The organism is Schaalia cardiffensis, from assembly GCF_016405145.1.
Taxonomy (GTDB): Bacteria; Actinomycetota; Actinomycetes; order Actinomycetales; family Actinomycetaceae; genus Pauljensenia; species Pauljensenia cardiffensis.
On the sequence record NZ_JAEKIA010000004.1, the window covers coordinates 170,765 to 186,048 of the forward strand.

Consider the following 15,284-nt stretch of genomic DNA (forward strand, 5'->3'; position numbering starts at 1 on the left):
AGAGGCACCGAGTGACAAGGATTTTCAGACGATGACCTGTCGTTACCTCGTGTCAGGAGCCCCTGAGCGCGGCAGCATCATTGCATTCGCCGACCCCGATGGGCCAGCGCAGGCCCTTGAAGGATTGCGTGAGCGTTTCGAGGATCAATGGCGGGTCATCGTCTGCGAGTCCCTCACAGCTACGAACTCGTCTGCCGAGCTTGCCGAGAGACGGGGTTTTTCTCCGGAGCTTGTGGGGAGTAAAGAGTCGCTGGAAGAGCACCCCGGGAGTCAGGGCGCGTCCGATTCCTTTGGTGAGGACGCTCCGAAACCGATATCCGAGGACGAGGCGGCTGCCTGCCGTTTCGTCATGGAGCGTCTCCTCAACGCCCCGGTGGGGGCGGCCATCCTTTATGGGATTGGACAGGGGGCCAGGCTTGCCTGGGCGGTGGCCCGTGAGCTTCCCCAGTGCGTCCTCGCCCTCGTCCTCGATGAGGCGCCCGAAAGTGGAGCGCCCGCGCATGAGACGCCCGGGGATGAGGCGCCTAGGCATAAGGCGCTCGCGAACGCCGGGGAAACGAGAATCCCCGGAGCTTTCAACACAGGACACACTCAGGGCAGCACTGCCACACCGGGGGCGGCGGGCAGGGAAATCTTCCTTCTCGCGGGCAGGGACATCCCCTGTCTCATTGGCGAAACCGCCCACGACCTCGAAGCCGTGGACGCTTTCCTCGAAGACGCCTGCCCCGCCTTCCCCCTCGCACGCCCCTACTACGAATCCGAGCAGGAGCTCAAAGCCTTCGCCGACCCGGAGATGGGGCGGCGCGAATACCGTGAATCGCGTGAGCTCACGGCCCGGAACTACACCGCCCCGCAACTGCCCGAGGGATTCTCGCTCGCAGTCGAGGATTTCAACGGAATCGAATGCCGGGTCATGGGATACGAAGAGCGGGAAAGCTCCCTCGTCTTCTTCGTTGTCCACGGGGGCGGCTACATGCTCGGGGAGGCCCGTTACGAAGATCCTCGCAATATCGATCTCATCACGGACTTCTCTTCGGCCCTATTGGCTGACAAGAGCTGCGGAGTCATCACGATCAGCCCCGAGTACCGCCTCGCACCCGAACACCCCTTCCCCGCGGGCCGAGATGATGTACTCACAGCCCTGAGAGAGACAATGCGACGCCACCGGGGCGCGCCGCTCTTCCTCATGGGAGATTCAGCCGGGGCCGGCCTCGTCTACCAGGCCCTCCAAGCTCTTGAAGATGAGGAACTTGCGGGGGTCAGCGGAGTGCTCGCCCTCGAACCCTGCCTGAATCCGCTGCTGGCGAGTGCCTCTTCTTATGATTACCGGGATGCTCCGGTGTGGCCGCGGCCCACCGCCACGATCTCCTGGGACCACTACCAGGCCGGGGGAGCGCAGCCGTGGCAGGTCTGCCCGCCGATGGGGCGCGATCGTCGCCCCTTCCCGCCGATCTACGTGGCGGTCAACACTGCGGACCTCTTGCGAGACGAAGCCGTGTCCTGGGCCTGGGACCTCGTGCGCAGCGGAGTCGCAGTCGACCTTCACAGTTTCGCGGGGACGGTCCACGGGTGGAGCACCGTGCCCCCGATGAAGATATGGGAACGGATGAAGGAAACAATCCGTTCCTTCATCGCAACATGCCTTGAATCGGCTAACGCCCATGCGGAGCACAGGGCTGGGGAATCATCTGTGCCATTCTTATCAGAGCACTCTCCAAGATGATGTGGACCATAGGGCCGGGGAATCATCTTGTCCAGCCGAACAACACCGATGAGGACAGGGCCTAGAGTTGGCCTGTCGCCAAAAGAAAGGAATGACGATGCGCATCGCCATCGTGAACAATGAAGAAGAAATCGCACGCCTCGCCGCTGACCGCGTGTGCGAGGTCTACCGTGACAAGCCGAACTTCGTTCTCGGCCTTGCGACCGGCTCCTCTCCGATCCCGCTCTACGACGAACTCGTGCGCCGCTACGAGGCAGGAGAGATTTCCTTCGCCCAGGTGCAGTCCTTCAACCTCGACGAATACGTCGGCCTGCCGAAGGACCATTTCGAGGGCTACGCGAACTTCATCCGCCGTCACCTCGTTGGCCGCGTCGACATGGCTGAGGGTGCTGCACACGGCCCCGACGGCTGGTGCGAGGACCTCGATGAGGGGGCGCGCCTGTACGACCAGGCCATCAAGGATGCGGGTGGCATTGACATCCAGGTTCTTGGCATTGGCTCCGACGGTCACATCGGCTTCAATGAGCCCGGCGGTTCCCTGTCCTCTCGCACTCACGTGGGCGTCTTGACGGAGCAGACCCGCCGTGACAACGCGCGCTTCTTCGACGGCGACATCGATCAGGTCCCGACCCACTGCGTCACCCAGGGCATTGGCACGATCATGGATTCGCGCGCTCACGTCTTCATCGCGACCGGCAAGGGCAAGGCCCAGGCTGTCAAAGAGATGATCGAGGGAGGCGTGTCGCAGCGTTGGCCCGCGACCGCCCTGCAGTACCACAATGATGTTCTCGTCATCATCGACGAGGACGCGGCTTCGCTCCTTGAACTCAAGGACTTCTACAGGGAGGTCTGGGCGAAGGAGAACGCCTGAGATCTGTGAGGAGGGGGGCGCTGGCACTGCCAGCGCCCCCTTTCTTTGCGCCCTCGACCTCTTCACGTGCCTCCTCTGTCGCGAGTGGAGGCTGTGGCGAGAATTGGGACCACAGGGCCGGGGCAGTGGGTAGGAGACCAAGGGGGATCAGACTCTGTGCCGATCAGCGCAGAGGCACCCCAGCATCGCCGAAATCCCCTCAGAGTAGGATGAAAAGAGACGACACCGGGTTTCGTGGCACCGAGCACGAGCTTCGAGGCCCGAGGAGTTCTCGATTGGCGCGACTGAAAGGCACAACATGGCTTCCCAAAAGAGCACGGTCCTCGTCACCGGCGGCATCGGTTACATCGGCTCACACACTCTCATTGAATTGGACGCCGCCGGCTTCGACCTCGTCGTCGTTGACAACCTGGTGAATGCGAATGAAACCAGCCTTGCCCGCGTAGAGAAGATCATTGGCAAGCCCCTCCCGTTCTACAAGGTGGATACTCGTGATGAGGATGCCCTCGACGAGGTCTTCTCCCGCCATCACATCGACCAGGTGATCCACTTCGCGGGTCTGAAAGCCGTCGGCGAGTCGGTGGAAAAACCCCTCGAATACTACGAGAACAACATTTCCGGCACCCTCGCCCTCCTCAAGGTCATGCGCGCGCATGAATGCACATCGATCGTGTTCTCCTCTTCAGCAACCGTTTACGGCGATCCGGCGTTCATTCCGATCACAGAGGAATGCCCCAAAGGAATCCCCACGAACCCTTATGGCTGGACGAAGTGGATGATCGAGCAGATGCTCATCGACATCGCGAAGGCAGATCCGAAGTGGAACGTCGTCCTCCTGCGCTACTTCAACCCGATCGGTGCCCACGAGTCCGGTCTCATCGGCGAAGACCCGAATGGGATCCCGAACAACCTCGTCCCCTACATCGCCCAGGTTGCCGTCGGCAGGCTCGAAGCTCTCCAAGTGTTCGGCAATGATTACGACACTCCCGACGGCACGGGCGTGCGCGACTACATCCACGTCGTCGATCTTGCGAAGGGGCATGTCAAGGCCCTCGAATGGATGCAGGGGCGCAGCGGCTCAGAAGTCTTCAATCTCGGCACCGGCCAGGGCTACTCGGTTCTCGAGGTCCTCCACGCCTTCGAAGGGGCCTGCGGGCGCGAACTGCCCTACGTGATTCGCCCTCGCAGAGCCGGAGACATCGCGACCTGCTATTCGGATCCGAAGAAGGCCGCCGAGATTCTCGGCTGGAAGGCCGAGTTCGGCATTGAGCGCATGTGCGCGGACTCATGGCGCTGGCAGTCGATGAACCCCAATGGCTACGCCTCCTCAGACGCCGCATCCGCCACCCGTTGACATCACCCGATTCAAGGATCCCTCATGACGATTCCGACCCTCGCCGAGCTGACGACCTTCCGCGTCGGAGGCCCGATCCGCGACTACCTCGCCACAGATGATCGCGCCGCCCTCATCGACGCGATCAAGAAGGCGGACGAGGCCGGGACACCCCTCCTCGTGATCGGCGGAGGATCGAATCTCCTGGCCTGTGATGAGGGCTTTGAGGGGCTGGTCGTGAAGGATCTGCGCTCCGAGATCCACATTGAGCAGACTCCGGCATCCACCAGAGCGCAGGCGGAGCCGCACGATCCTGAAGGGCCTTGCCGAGCCACTCGCCGCGTGACGGCAAGTGCTGGAACGACTTGGGACGAGTTCGTTGACTGGAGTCTCGATGAGGGCCTTTCCGGTCTCGAAGCCCTCTCAGGGATTCCTGGAACCGTGGGTGCCGCGCCCGTCCAAAACATCGGCGCCTACGGTCATGAGCTCGGTGAAACCCTGCTCGAGGTGCGGGTGTGGGATCGACACACGAAACAAGAGACAACCCTTGGCGCTGAGGAGCTCGCCTTCGGATATCGCGAGTCCATCATCAAACGCTCCATCCACACTGGCGATGAGAATGGGAAACTCTGGGGGCCTTCGGGCCGTTGGATCGTCCTCGAAGCGACCTTCCTCCTCGAAGTTTCCCCCCTGTCCTCCCCGGTCCTGTACCGTGAGCTCGCCAATCGCCTCGGCATTGAGCAGGGCGAGCGCGCTAAGGCGCGGATCGTCAGGGACACGGTTTTGGCGCTTCGCCGCACGAAGGGCATGGTCCTTGACCCCGAGGATCACGACTCGTGGAGCGCGGGCTCATTCTTCACGAACCCGATCCTCTCTGCGCAGGCGGCCGAACTCCTCCCCGCCGAGGCACCCCGCTTCCCAACCGCAGATGGACGTGTCAAAACTTCTGCCGCGTGGCTCATTGACCATGCGGGCTTCCCGAAGGGGTATTCGATTCCCGGGACTCGCGAGGACGGGGCCGCGCTGTCTGGCAAGCACGTGCTCGCCCTGACGAATCGGGGGCAGGCGAGTGCAGCAGAAGTTGTGGAGCTGGCGCTCAAGGTCCGAGAAGAGGTGGAGGAGCGTTTCGGTGTGCACCTCGTCCCTGAGCCGCTCGCCCTGGGGATCACGTGGTGAAGAGTTGAGACGGGAGTTCCACCACCTGCCCCAGGATCAGGCTGTGGAGCCAGCGCCGGGTGTTTCGCTGGACACCCACTCCTCGATTCTGGCGTACCACCTGCGTTTCGAGGACTGCGAGGCAAGCGAAGCCGCGATTGATTGGCGCGCCAGGTCGGCGAGCTGACGATCCGATAGAGCGAACACCTCGCGGGCATTCGCATACTGTTCGAGCAGACGCGAGTGGAAGAGAAGGGGATCATCAGCTCCCAGGGCAATCGTTGCGCCGCGCCCCATGAACAGCGGCAGCGGCACCGAGCCGAAATCCTGATACACCCCCAGGTGAACATTCGATGTGGGACAGACTTCGAAAGCGATTCCCGCTTCGATGAGCCGGTCCAGGAGTTCTAGGTCTTCGCTTGTTCGGACACCATGTCCGAGTCGGTGCGGATTCAAAGAGGTGACGACCTCGCGAACAGACTCGGGGCCGAGCAGTTCACCACCGTGGGGCAGGGCCGCGAGCCCCGCTCGTCGGGCGATGCCGAAGGCCGCGGAAAAAGCCGAGGTCTGGCCCATTCGCTCGTCATTCGACAGTCCGAAGCCGACAACTTCACCGGGACCGTCTCCTGCGTATCGGGCGGCCAGACGGGCGAGAGTCCTCGCATCCAGGGGGTGCCTCATCCTCGAGGCCGCCACGATGACGACGACTTCGACGCCGGTTCTGGCCGATGCGAGTTTCGCCTCGTCCAAAACAATCTCGAGGGCGGGGGTGATGCCTCCGACCCAGGGGGCGTAGGAGGTCGGGTCGACTTGGATCTCCAAGCGGACTGAGCCTTCCGCGGCCTCGTCCTCGGCGGCTTCGCGCACGATGCGGCGCATGCTCTCTTCCGAGCGGACAAGGTGACGGGCCGCGTCGTAGGAGCGCTGGAAACGGAACCAGCCGCGCCCATCGGCGGGGACTTTCAAAGGATCCACATCGAGCAGGTGAGCGGGCAGGCGGATCTCCTGTTCGAGCGCCATATCCACGAGGGTCTGCGGGCGCATCGCGCCGGTGAAGTGCAAATGCAGATGAGCCTTGGGAAGCAGGCGCAGCTCGCGCCTGCTCGGCGGTGTTACAGGCGCAGTGGTGAGGACCGGCTGAGCGGGAAACTCGGGTCCGCGGATACGAGGAAGTGGAGGCATTAGTGCATGTCCAGCCACGCGACAATGTCACGGATGAGACCGGGTCCTTCGGGCTCGTTGAGGACTTCATGGTAGGCGCCGTCAATGATGCGTAGGTGGACATCCGCATCGGGGTTCGCAGCGAGGACCCCTTGGACGAAGGCGCGCGAGCCATTGAGGGAGGCGAGCGTATCCGCATTGCCGTGCAGGACGAGCATGGGGGTTTTCACCCGCTCTGCGCGTCGCAGGGTCTTGTCGCCCTGGAGGATCATGGTTGTAGCGGTGAGGAGCGGGGCGCCGCCCGTGTAGCACAGGGGGTCGGCGTCGAAGGCCTCTTGGACGCGTGGATCTCGCGAGAGAGCAGAAGGGGAGCCGGGTTGACGAGGCGGCGTGATGATCAGTCCGGGTGCGAGGCGCGCTAGGGGCAGCAGGGCTCGGGCCGAGGACGCGGGAACGTCGGGGAGGGGCCGCAGGGCGGGGCCGGTGAGGACCGTGCCGCGCAGCTTCTTCGGTTCCAGGATTGTTGAGGCAGCGGTGATCAGGCCTCCCATGGAGTGTCCGAAGAGGAAGAGGCTGTCCGTGCGCGAATGGGCGAGGGCGATCCTGCGCGCGTCAAGGTGGTCTGTGATGAGGGCTCCCACGTCGACGCGCGAGCGTGGGCCTGGTGCGGTGCCGTGGCCGTAGTGGTCGTAGAAGGCGATGTCATATCCGGCGGCGAGGAGGGCTTCCTGAAGTGGCAGATATCGTCCGGAGTGTTCAGCGTATCCGTGGCATAGGAGCACGCTTCCTTTAGGGGTTTCGAGGTCTGCGCGGCGGTAACGGATCTCCATTGCTCCATTATGGCTGTTCATGCGTCCCTCGTCCTTCCCGCATTACCGAGGGCGCTGAGCGGAGCTTGGGCAGGGGAAGGGCTCACAGTGGGGTCGGTGATGAGTGGAAGGTTTAGCGATGTGTGGAGGGGCTATAACCCCTCCACTTGTCGTGAACCCCTCCATTCAGGGGGAGGGGATCACAATGGGCGGGGTCCTTCAGAGGAGATGAACCGAGGGCGAGACGAGAAGTGCTTCCCGCCCCGCCCTCGTGCGCCGCAGCGCCCCCTGTCTGGGCAAGCGTATTTTCCGGCCCAGGCAATCGCGTTACCAGGACACAACCGCGGCAGCTTCAGTCTTCAGCCCACGCAGATCACTGCGCTTCTGCGAGGAGGCTCTGAACCCGGCTGACGCCTTCGACGAGGTCGTCATCTGAAAGCGCGTAGGAAAGACGCAGGAACCCAGAGGGACCGAAAGCCTCACCAGGGACGAGCGCAACCTCGACCTCGTCAAGAATGAGATTGGCGAGCTCGGCGGAGGAAGTCGGGACCGTGCCTCGAATGCGCTTGCCGAGAATGCCCTCGACGCTGGGGTAGGCGTAGAAAGCACCCTTGGGGGTGGGGACCGTCAAGCCCGCGATTTCAGAGAGCATGGAGATCATGGTGCGGCGGCGACGATCGAAGGCCTTGCGCATCTCATGCACGGCATCGAGGGGACCTGAGATGGCTTCGAGGGCGGCCCGCTGCGCGATATTCGAAACATTCGAGGTCAGGTGCGATTGGAAGGAGGTCGCGGCTTTGACCACGTCTCCCGGGCCCATCATCCAGCCAACTCGCCAACCGGTCATCGCGTAGGTCTTAGCGACTCCATTGAGGACGAGACACTGATCGGCGAGTTCGGGAACGAGCTTGACGATATGAGCGGGCTCGGCATCCTCGTACAGGAGATGCTCGTAGATCTCATCGGTGATCACCCAAATGCCGTGCTCGAGGGCCCACTCGCCGATCGCTTTGGTTTCAGCGGGGGTGTAGACGCTGCCCGTCGGATTCGAAGGCGAGCAGTGCAGAAGGACCTTCGTGCGCTCGGTGCGCGCAGCTTCGAGCTGTTCGACGCTGACCTTGTAGTCCTGCTCGGCGCCGGCGAAAACAGGGACGGTGACGCCGCCGGCGAGTTTGATGACCTCGGGGTAGGTCGTCCAGTAGGGGGTCGGCAGGAGGGCCTCGTCGCCCGGGTCGAGGATGGAGGCGAATGCCTGGAAAACGGCCTGCTTGCCGCCGTTGGTCACGAGAATCTGAGTGGGATCGACCTCGTATCCGGAGTCTCGCAGAGTCTTCTCGGCGATTGCCGAACGCAGCTCGGGCAGACCAGCGGCGGGCGTGTAGCGGTGCATCGCGGGTTCACGGGCAGCGCGCACGGCCGCTTCGACGATCGGTTCCGGGGTCGGGAAATCGGGCTCGCCCGCACCGAATCCAATGACGGGGCGTCCCTGGGCTTTGAGGGCTTTGGCCTTCGCGTCAACGGCAAGCGTGGCCGAAGGAGTGATGGCGGCGAAGCGTGCGGAGATCCGCGAACGAGGGCGTGTGCTCATGCCCCCATCGTCGCATGAGCAAGAAGGTGGTGGAAAGGTGAACCGAGATATGGGCGGGGCGCCTGTCGATGCCGAGGACTGGGAAGCGGGAGTATGGTCCGAGCGCGTGTGGGCGTAAGACTCCTTGGCGGGAGGCTCCTTGGTATTATAGCCGGTCATATTGCCTTTGGACGTAGTCGTATATGCATCGCCTGGGCGCTCGCGGATGGCGGGGATTTCGCGACATCTAGAAATGAGAAGCCTTGCCTCGCCCATCTTCGGCGCGTTTTCTGGCATGAAACAGCCTCGTATGGAGGCGACCTGCATGTATGCCTCCAAGGAAGCGTCAGGCCATTCGACTCCACGCAATTTTCCGTGCGTTCGTATGTGAATGGGGGGACAGGTGGATCTGTCAGCGGGGGCGCCCGAAGGCGTGCGCGGGGCTGCTTCGTGTGCAAGGCGGAGTCGCCTGAAGGTAGGACCGGGCTCGCCCGTATCGCTGTGCGAGCACGCCTCAAACCGTATGTGCGCCTCCTTGAATCCTCCATCAAGTACTGCTGGATTGGACACCTTCAGAGCTTGCCGATACTCTTGGGCCTGCGGATCGGCAGATCTGCAGTAGGGCAGTGGCGCAATTTGGTAGCGCACCGGTCTCCAAAACCGGCGGTTGTGGGTTCGAGTCCCGCCTGCCCTGCCAGAACGAAAGGTGACAGGAGGCTCTCATGGCACACACGATGGCCGGGGACGTTTCTGGGCCCGCGGATCGCACGAAGTCCGGACCTACCAGGGCTCGCGATGCGGCTCCTAAAGAATCGCAGAAGAAGCCGAATATCTTTCGTCGTATTTGGGTCTTCATCACCCAAGTGATCGCCGAGATGAAAAAAGTCACCTACCCGACTGCGGAAGAGACTCAGACCTACTTTGTGGTCGTCATCGTTTTTGTGGCGGCAATCATGGCTTTCACCGGGCTTCTTGATCTGGGATTCGGTAAACTGAACGCATTGATCTTCGGCTGACGCCGAACGGACCCGCCCGCAGGAATCTGCAGGCGGGTTTCTTCTACGAGCCGTCAGCCCCGAGAGTCGGATATCCGGCGCCAGGAGGAATGCGTGAACGAGGACAAGAACTCCATCGAGTTCGAGGACGAGACCGAGCAGTCGCTCAATGCCGCTGAAGAAGCTGCCGTCGAAACCCCCATGAAGGAAGCAGCCGACACTGCCCCTGAAGCTGAAGAGGCTCAGGAGGCTGTTGATCCTCTCGAGGCTTTCCGCCGTGAGATCATGATGATCCCGGGTGACTGGTATGTGATCCACACCTACTCGGGCCACGAGCGCAAGGTGAAGGCGAATCTCGAGCAGCGCATCGCCAGTCAGAACATGGAGGAAAAGATCTTCCGTGTCGAGGTCCCCGACGAGTACATCAACGAGTTCAAAGGCTCGGTGAAGAAGAGAGTGCGCCACGTCCGCATCCCCGGGTACGTCGTTGTCTGTATGGACTTCGACGATGACTCTTACCGTGTCGTGAAAGACACCCCCGCCGTCACCGGCTTCGTGGGCGATCAGCACAACCCGGTTCCTCTCTCCACTGACGAGGTCGTCGACCTCCTCAAGTTCAACATCCTCGAAGAGGCCGGGCCTCAGGCTGCTCCGGCTGCCGCCGTCAAGGAAGAGATCCGTGTGGCCTTCGAGTCCGGTGAGGTCGTGTCCATCGTCGAGGGGCCCTTCGAAGGAATGGAAGCGACAATCTCGCAGATCCTTCCCGAGGCTCAAAAGCTCAAGGTCCTCGTCACGATCTTCGAGCGCGAAACCGAGCTCGAACTCGCTTTCGAACAGGTCACCAAACGCGAGGAGTGACCTCCGGCACCCGGACTTGGGAACGGGCTCGGGTGCGAGATATCATCAACATTCGTGCGTACTGGGTTCACTGCGCCTTCAAGCCGGTGAACGATCGTACGTCCGCGACGGCGACCGTCGTCGCGGAACAGAGAAAGAAAGACCCGAAACATGGCACCGAAGAAGAAGGTCACCGGCCTGATCAAGCTTCAGATCGCAGCCGGCGCCGCCACCCCCGCTCCGCCGGTAGGCCCCGCACTGGGCCAGCACGGCGTGAACATTGTCGAGTTCACGAAGGCCTACAACGCAGCGACCGAGTCGCAGCGCGGCTCGATCGTCCCGGTCGAGATCACGGTCTACGAGGACCGCTCTTTCACCTTCGTCCTCAAGACCCCTCCGGCCTCTGAGATGATCAAGAAGGCTGCGGGCGTCCAGAAGGGCTCCGGCACCCCGAACACGGCGAAGGTCGGTTCGATCAGCATGGACCAGGCCCGCGAAATCGCGCAGGCCAAGATGGTCGACCTCAACGCGAACGACATTGAGGCCGCCACCAAGATCGTCGCCGGCACCGCCCGCTCCATGGGCATCACCGTCACCGACTGATCCCCCCAGACCAAATCCCAGTGGTAGGGCAGGCGCTGCCCGGAACCCACGACTGCAAGGAGAAGAAGCAGCATGACGAAGCGCTCCAAGAGCTACCGCGCCGCGGCGGAGAAGATCCACGCGGGCGTCCTCTACACCCCTCTCGAGGCCATGAAGCTGGCCAAGGAGACCACCGTCACCAAGTTCGATTCGACCGTTGAGGTCGTCTTGCGACTCGGCGTCGATCCTCGTAAGGCCGATCAGATGGTGCGCGGCACCGTCTCCCTGCCGCACGGCACCGGCAAGACCGCCCGGGTCTTGGTCTTCGCCGTTGGCGAGCGCGCGCAGGAAGCAATTGACGCCGGAGCCGACGAGGTCGGCGGCGACGAACTCATTGAAAAGGTCGCCAAGGGCTACACCGACTTCGATGTCGCCGTTGCCACCCCGGACCTCATGGGCAAGGTCGGCCGTCTCGGCCGCGTCCTCGGCCCCCGAGGCCTCATGCCGAACCCGAAGACCGGCACGGTCACCATGGACGTCGCGAAGGCGATCAAGGAGATCAAGGGCGGTCGTATCGAGTTCCGCGTCGATAAGCACGCCAACCTCGCGTTCATCGTCGGCAAGGTGTCCTTCACGGCCGAGCAGCTGGCAGAGAACTACGCGGCGGTCCTCGAAGAGGTCCTCCGCTTGAAGCCGGCCGCAGCCAAGGGCCGCTACATCTCCAAGGCGACCGTCTCCACCACGATGGGTCCGGGTATCCCCGTTGACCCGACGAAGACGAAGAACGTCGCTGAGTGATCTCCTGATTTTTTCGGGATTCATTTTTGAAGTTCGCGGGGCGAAAGCTGAGTGCTTTCGCCCCGCGAATCTTGTGTTTGCCGCTTAGTTGCCCGTGTACATGGAGGGCTCTTTCGAAGTAGCCTCAGGCCCTTGCCCGTGACTCACCTGTGCGAAAGCCTGAAATGGCTGGTATCCCTCCCTATCTGCTAAGGAAGAATGAGCTGTTCTGGCGCATTGGGGCAAGTGGTACCGAGCCTTCCCTATCCGGCTCTATCCGGCGAGGAGGAACGTCGTCACATGCGAATGACAGCCGCAGCCTGCATGCGGCGAGGTCTTGATCAACGCGAAGCTTAGCATCGCTGGCGGATGGTGCAGAAGAGTCGCGACATATCCCTGAGACTGAACCGGAAGGGTCGCATCGCGCGCGGATGGAGCCTCCCGCGTCCCCGAGGATGCGGACGGCGAGGATAGCGTCGCATCGCGCGCGGATGGAGCCTCCAGCCACTCTGTGGCCAGGGAAGCCATCTCGAAGGCTCCCGTCGCGCGGATGCGCCTTGCCCGCACTTCATGATGACCAATGGAAACCCGAAAAGCGCCGTCGCGTGCGAAACAGCGGCCTCGCGCCATGCAGCCATGCCAAGGTGAACATAGTCATGCCAAGGTGAACATAGTGCTGAGGCCCGGCGCCTACGAACTGATAGCTCGCACACGCACGAGTGTCTGGTACCACAGGCCAGCGACTGGCGTCCTCGTCCTCGTCGCTGGTAGCCTGCAAAGGCCGAAGACCGTCGGATACTCGGGTGACCGGGTACGAAATGCGAAAGCAGCCGACGCAGGTGAGTGAGTCGCCCCAGGGTGACACGGACATTCATGCCCGACACGATCCTGCGTGTCGGGCATTCGCATTGTCCGGGGTCAACTATCTGGAAGGAGGACCATGGCGAGGTCTGACAAGGTGGCAGCGGTTGCCGAACTCGTGGAGCGTTTCCGCGCGTCTGACGCCGTCCTGCTGACCGAATATCGCGGCCTGACCGTCGGCCAGCTCAAGCAGCTGCGTCGCGGACTGGGCGACAACGCGAGCTACGCCGTGGTGAAGAACACGCTGGCGCGCCTCGCGGCCAAGGAGGTCGGACTCGACTTCCTGGCTGAGGACCTCAAGGGTCCGACGGCGATCGCTTTCGTCTCCGGTGAGCCCGTCGAGGCCGCCAAGGCGCTGCGTGATTTTGCCAAGGAGAACCCGAAGCTCGTTTTGAAGTCGGGCGCGATGGACGGCGCTGCGCTGTCCGTTGAGGGTGTCAAGAAGCTTGCGGATCTCGAATCCCGCGAGGTGCTGCTGGCCAAGGCCGCTGGCGCGCTCAAGGGCAAGATGTCCCAGGCGGCGTACGCATTCAACGCACTGCCCTCGAAGGCTGTGCGCACCATCGACGCTCTGCGCGAGAAGCAGGGCGAAGCGGCCTGACGCGACAGGCCCCGGAAGAGTCGGCAGCCCGAGCTGCGAGATTCGTCCGGAACACTCCACACATCTGCTCGCGAAGCAGGCCCAATAGGAAGGATGCCGATCATGGCAAAGCTCTCCAACGACGAGCTCATCGAAGCTTTCAAGGAAATGTCCCTCATCGAGCTCTCTGACTTCGTCAAGCTCTTCGAAGAGACCTTCGACGTCACCGCCGCCGCCCCGGCCGCCGTTGCCGTTGCCGCCGCCCCGGCCGGCGAAGCCGCTGCTGAGGAAGAAAAGACGGAGTTCGAGGTCGTCCTCGAGTCCGCCGGCGAAAAGAAGATCGCGGTCGTCAAGGCTGTCAAGAACCTCACCGGTCTTGGCCTCAAGGAAGCCAAGGATCTCGTTGACGGCGCCCCCTCGACCATCTTCGAGAACGCCAAGAAGGAAGACGCCGAGAAGGCCAAGGCTGATATCGAAGAGGCCGGCGGCAAGGTCACCCTTAAGTGATCCTGCTCCCTCTGTGAGGCTCTGAGATTTTCACAGAGGGAAGGTTTTCGACGATTCATCGTCTTCGGTGCCCCGGGAGGAGTTCATCCTCCTGGGGCACTGTCTTATGTGCGCTGTTTCTTCTGTTAAGGCTCCGCAGCCGCCAGGGGAAATGAACTATCCACCGGTTCAGTACCTAGTGACGCGGCTCAGTTCCGCAGCATCCAAGTGGAAGCGGGTTCAATGCGTAGGCGGAAGTGCGGTAGTCCCTGACGGGCTTAGTAGCGTCTAAGGGGAAACGCGAGTTCAGTGTAGGCGGGAGTCTCGTTTTGCTGTGGAGCGAAGGGTTCAAGGAGACCTCTGCCGAGCTTGCGAGCCGCTTCTTCTTGCGGGCTTGTGCCTGGTGCGCTGGGGGCATGGGTGCATTCAAAGACCTATGTCAACGCATGGAACACCTTGTGCCCACTGCGCTAATGGGCAAGGGAAGCTCACGTCCCTGCCGTTTCGGCCTTCGTACCCTCTGCTCGGCGCGCTAGGGCCAGGGGACTTGCTTTGGCGAAGAGCGGGATCATAAGGGTTTCTTCTCGGCGTGCTAGGGGCAGGGGACTTGCTTTGGCGAAGAACGGGATCATAAGTGCTTCTGCCCGCTGCGCTAGCGGCCAGGCTACCGCTTGACTGAAGAAGCATTCTCTGGCGTGTCGCTCGGGCTTGAAAAGGGGAGTGCTGTGCCTGCTAGTTGCGGGGTCTCCATCTTTTTCACGGACAGCGCCCAAACCCCACCCCGAAGACTCACTACGACACTGTGAGGAGCAACACTGGGTGCAGGGCGCTTGGTCGACCCCAGTCATGATCTCAACGTTCTCCTTTCCGACTCACCTCCGCCGAGAGCACAATCGGGGTTGTTGTGCGCGATTGGAGGCTGGGTTGCTGGCCCCTTAAGGGGGTTTCGGCGGTGCGCGTCACCTTCCAATTCTGTCGAAAGCACAATCGGGGTACGCGAACAGGGCGAATGCTGCTCGGGGATGGCTGAGCCCGGCGGAGAGCACTTAGGGGCGGTCAAGCATCTGTGTTGGTGCCTGAAGGACGAGGGCGGGGGAAAATCGTGCTGAGAGCAGGGAATCGATGGGATCCGCTTGGGACGCTTCGAGCATCGCCCTTCGGGAGGGGCGGTACCGATTGGATAGTAGGCGTGGTGTGAACCACCTTCGCCAGATTTGCCAAGATCGAGGCTGCTCGGCCATACTTGTCAGGTCGCAATCCCGCGTAGCTCAACGGCAGAGCATCCGACTGTTAATCGGACGGTTACTGGTTCGAATCCAGTCGCGGGAGCGTAAAGAGCCCGGTCATCACAGATGGCCGGGCTCAACTCGTGTTTTCCCCGTTGCCGTGTCGAGATCTATGGGTTACCGGCAGGAAAGTGGGGTTACCGGCAGGAAAGTGTGGCATCGCTCGGGCGTGTCGTGGGGGTTATGTGCGTCCGGCCCAGCCTTTTCGGGTGTGGAAGCCGGTGTCGGGGCTGTAGGCGTTGTCGTAGTGTGTGGGCCCGT

14 protein-coding genes and 2 tRNA genes are annotated in these 15,284 nt (G+C 62.3%); 13 read left to right on the plus strand and 3 right to left on the minus strand.

What is annotated here, in order from left to right:
* The first annotated feature begins 31 nt into the window (after positions 1–31).
* The 4 genes from JFX23_RS03800 (at position 32) to JFX23_RS03815 (ending at position 5,103) form a co-directional block, all read left to right on the plus strand.
* Positions 32–1,723 carry an alpha/beta hydrolase fold domain-containing protein gene (locus JFX23_RS03800; protein WP_198775795.1) on the plus strand — a complete coding sequence of 564 codons (1,692 nt, stop codon included), beginning with the start codon at positions 32–34 and terminating at the stop codon, positions 1,721–1,723.
* 97 nt (positions 1,724–1,820) lie between these two features.
* Complete coding sequence (gene nagB, locus JFX23_RS03805; RefSeq protein WP_198775796.1) at positions 1,821–2,594, plus strand: glucosamine-6-phosphate deaminase; 774 nt, start codon at positions 1,821–1,823, stop codon at positions 2,592–2,594.
* 298 nt (positions 2,595–2,892) lie between these two features.
* Complete coding sequence (galE, locus tag JFX23_RS03810) at positions 2,893–3,948, plus strand: UDP-glucose 4-epimerase GalE (protein ID WP_198775797.1); 1,056 nt, start codon at positions 2,893–2,895, stop codon at positions 3,946–3,948.
* Between the two features lie 24 nt (positions 3,949–3,972).
* On the plus strand, positions 3,973–5,103 hold the full coding sequence (locus tag JFX23_RS03815) for a UDP-N-acetylmuramate dehydrogenase (protein WP_198775798.1): 1,131 nt from the start codon (positions 3,973–3,975) through the stop codon (positions 5,101–5,103).
* Positions 5,104–5,139: 36 nt separating this feature from the next.
* Here the strand turns inward: JFX23_RS03815 and JFX23_RS03820 are convergent, their stop codons facing one another.
* The 3 genes from JFX23_RS03820 to JFX23_RS03830 all read right to left on the minus strand — a co-directional run bounded on the left by JFX23_RS03820 (position 5,140) and on the right by JFX23_RS03830 (position 8,640).
* On the minus strand, positions 5,140–6,264 hold the full coding sequence (locus JFX23_RS03820; RefSeq protein WP_233050547.1) for an adenosine deaminase: 1,125 nt from the start codon (positions 6,262–6,264) through the stop codon (positions 5,140–5,142).
* Positions 6,264–7,094 carry an alpha/beta hydrolase gene (locus tag JFX23_RS03825; RefSeq protein WP_416153020.1) on the minus strand — a complete coding sequence of 277 codons (831 nt, stop codon included), beginning with the start codon at positions 7,092–7,094 and terminating at the stop codon, positions 6,264–6,266. The genes JFX23_RS03820 and JFX23_RS03825 overlap by 1 nt, the downstream gene beginning before the upstream one ends.
* A gap of 331 nt (positions 7,095–7,425) precedes the next feature.
* The gene (locus JFX23_RS03830; RefSeq protein WP_198775799.1) at positions 7,426–8,640 is read right to left on the minus strand and encodes a pyridoxal phosphate-dependent aminotransferase; all 1,215 of its coding nucleotides are present in this window, start codon (positions 8,638–8,640) and stop codon (positions 7,426–7,428) included.
* 599 nt (positions 8,641–9,239) lie between these two features.
* Between JFX23_RS03830 and JFX23_RS03835 the strand changes: the two genes are divergently transcribed.
* The 9 genes from JFX23_RS03835 (at position 9,240) to JFX23_RS03875 (ending at position 15,066) form a co-directional block, all read left to right on the plus strand.
* Positions 9,240–9,316: transfer RNA gene (locus JFX23_RS03835), tRNA-Trp, on the plus strand.
* A gap of 25 nt (positions 9,317–9,341) precedes the next feature.
* Positions 9,342–9,635, plus strand: a complete 294-nt coding sequence (gene secE, locus JFX23_RS03840; protein WP_198775800.1) for a preprotein translocase subunit SecE — start codon at positions 9,342–9,344, stop codon at positions 9,633–9,635.
* Between the two features lie 93 nt (positions 9,636–9,728).
* The gene (gene nusG, locus JFX23_RS03845) at positions 9,729–10,472 is read left to right on the plus strand and encodes a transcription termination/antitermination protein NusG (protein WP_198775801.1); all 744 of its coding nucleotides are present in this window, start codon (positions 9,729–9,731) and stop codon (positions 10,470–10,472) included.
* A 150-nt stretch (positions 10,473–10,622) separates the two neighbouring features.
* Positions 10,623–11,054, plus strand: coding sequence for a 50S ribosomal protein L11 (gene rplK / locus JFX23_RS03850; protein ID WP_005963500.1), 432 nt, complete (start codon positions 10,623–10,625; stop codon positions 11,052–11,054).
* 72 nt (positions 11,055–11,126) lie between these two features.
* Entirely contained in the window at positions 11,127–11,831 is a 705-nt protein-coding gene (gene rplA, locus JFX23_RS03855; protein WP_005963502.1) for a 50S ribosomal protein L1, read from the plus strand.
* A gap of 643 nt (positions 11,832–12,474) precedes the next feature.
* Positions 12,475–12,657, plus strand: a complete 183-nt coding sequence (locus tag JFX23_RS03860) for a hypothetical protein (protein WP_198775802.1) — start codon at positions 12,475–12,477, stop codon at positions 12,655–12,657.
* A 93-nt stretch (positions 12,658–12,750) separates the two neighbouring features.
* Positions 12,751–13,272 (plus strand): 50S ribosomal protein L10, encoded by a 522-nt coding sequence (rplJ, locus tag JFX23_RS03865; RefSeq protein ID WP_005963508.1) that lies wholly within the window; start codon positions 12,751–12,753, stop codon positions 13,270–13,272.
* A 102-nt stretch (positions 13,273–13,374) separates the two neighbouring features.
* On the plus strand, positions 13,375–13,758 hold the full coding sequence (gene rplL / locus JFX23_RS03870) for a 50S ribosomal protein L7/L12 (protein WP_040314080.1): 384 nt from the start codon (positions 13,375–13,377) through the stop codon (positions 13,756–13,758).
* A gap of 1,236 nt (positions 13,759–14,994) precedes the next feature.
* Positions 14,995–15,066 (plus strand) — tRNA-Asn (locus JFX23_RS03875).
* Positions 15,067–15,284 lie beyond the last annotated feature (218 nt).

Bases quoted from the DNA above. Each gene is read 5' to 3' on its own strand.
- JFX23_RS03820 (WP_233050547.1), bottom strand. From the start codon at position 6,264: ATGCCTCCACTTCCTCGTATCCGCGGACCCGAGTTTCCCGCTCAGCCG.
- rplJ (WP_005963508.1), top strand. From the start codon at position 12,751: ATGGCGAGGTCTGACAAGGTGGCAGCGGTTGCCGAACTCGTGGAGCGT.
- rplK (WP_005963500.1), top strand. From the start codon at position 10,623: ATGGCACCGAAGAAGAAGGTCACCGGCCTGATCAAGCTTCAGATCGCA.
- rplL (WP_040314080.1), top strand. From the start codon at position 13,375: ATGGCAAAGCTCTCCAACGACGAGCTCATCGAAGCTTTCAAGGAAATG.
- JFX23_RS03825 (WP_416153020.1), bottom strand. From the start codon at position 7,094: ATGAACAGCCATAATGGAGCAATGGAGATCCGTTACCGCCGCGCAGAC.
- rplA (WP_005963502.1), top strand. From the start codon at position 11,127: ATGACGAAGCGCTCCAAGAGCTACCGCGCCGCGGCGGAGAAGATCCAC.
- JFX23_RS03815 (WP_198775798.1), top strand. From the start codon at position 3,973: ATGACGATTCCGACCCTCGCCGAGCTGACGACCTTCCGCGTCGGAGGC.
- JFX23_RS03830 (WP_198775799.1), bottom strand. From the start codon at position 8,640: ATGAGCACACGCCCTCGTTCGCGGATCTCCGCACGCTTCGCCGCCATC.
- JFX23_RS03800 (WP_198775795.1), top strand. From the start codon at position 32: ATGACCTGTCGTTACCTCGTGTCAGGAGCCCCTGAGCGCGGCAGCATC.
- nagB (WP_198775796.1), top strand. From the start codon at position 1,821: ATGCGCATCGCCATCGTGAACAATGAAGAAGAAATCGCACGCCTCGCC.
- galE (WP_198775797.1), top strand. From the start codon at position 2,893: ATGGCTTCCCAAAAGAGCACGGTCCTCGTCACCGGCGGCATCGGTTAC.
- secE (WP_198775800.1), top strand. From the start codon at position 9,342: ATGGCACACACGATGGCCGGGGACGTTTCTGGGCCCGCGGATCGCACG.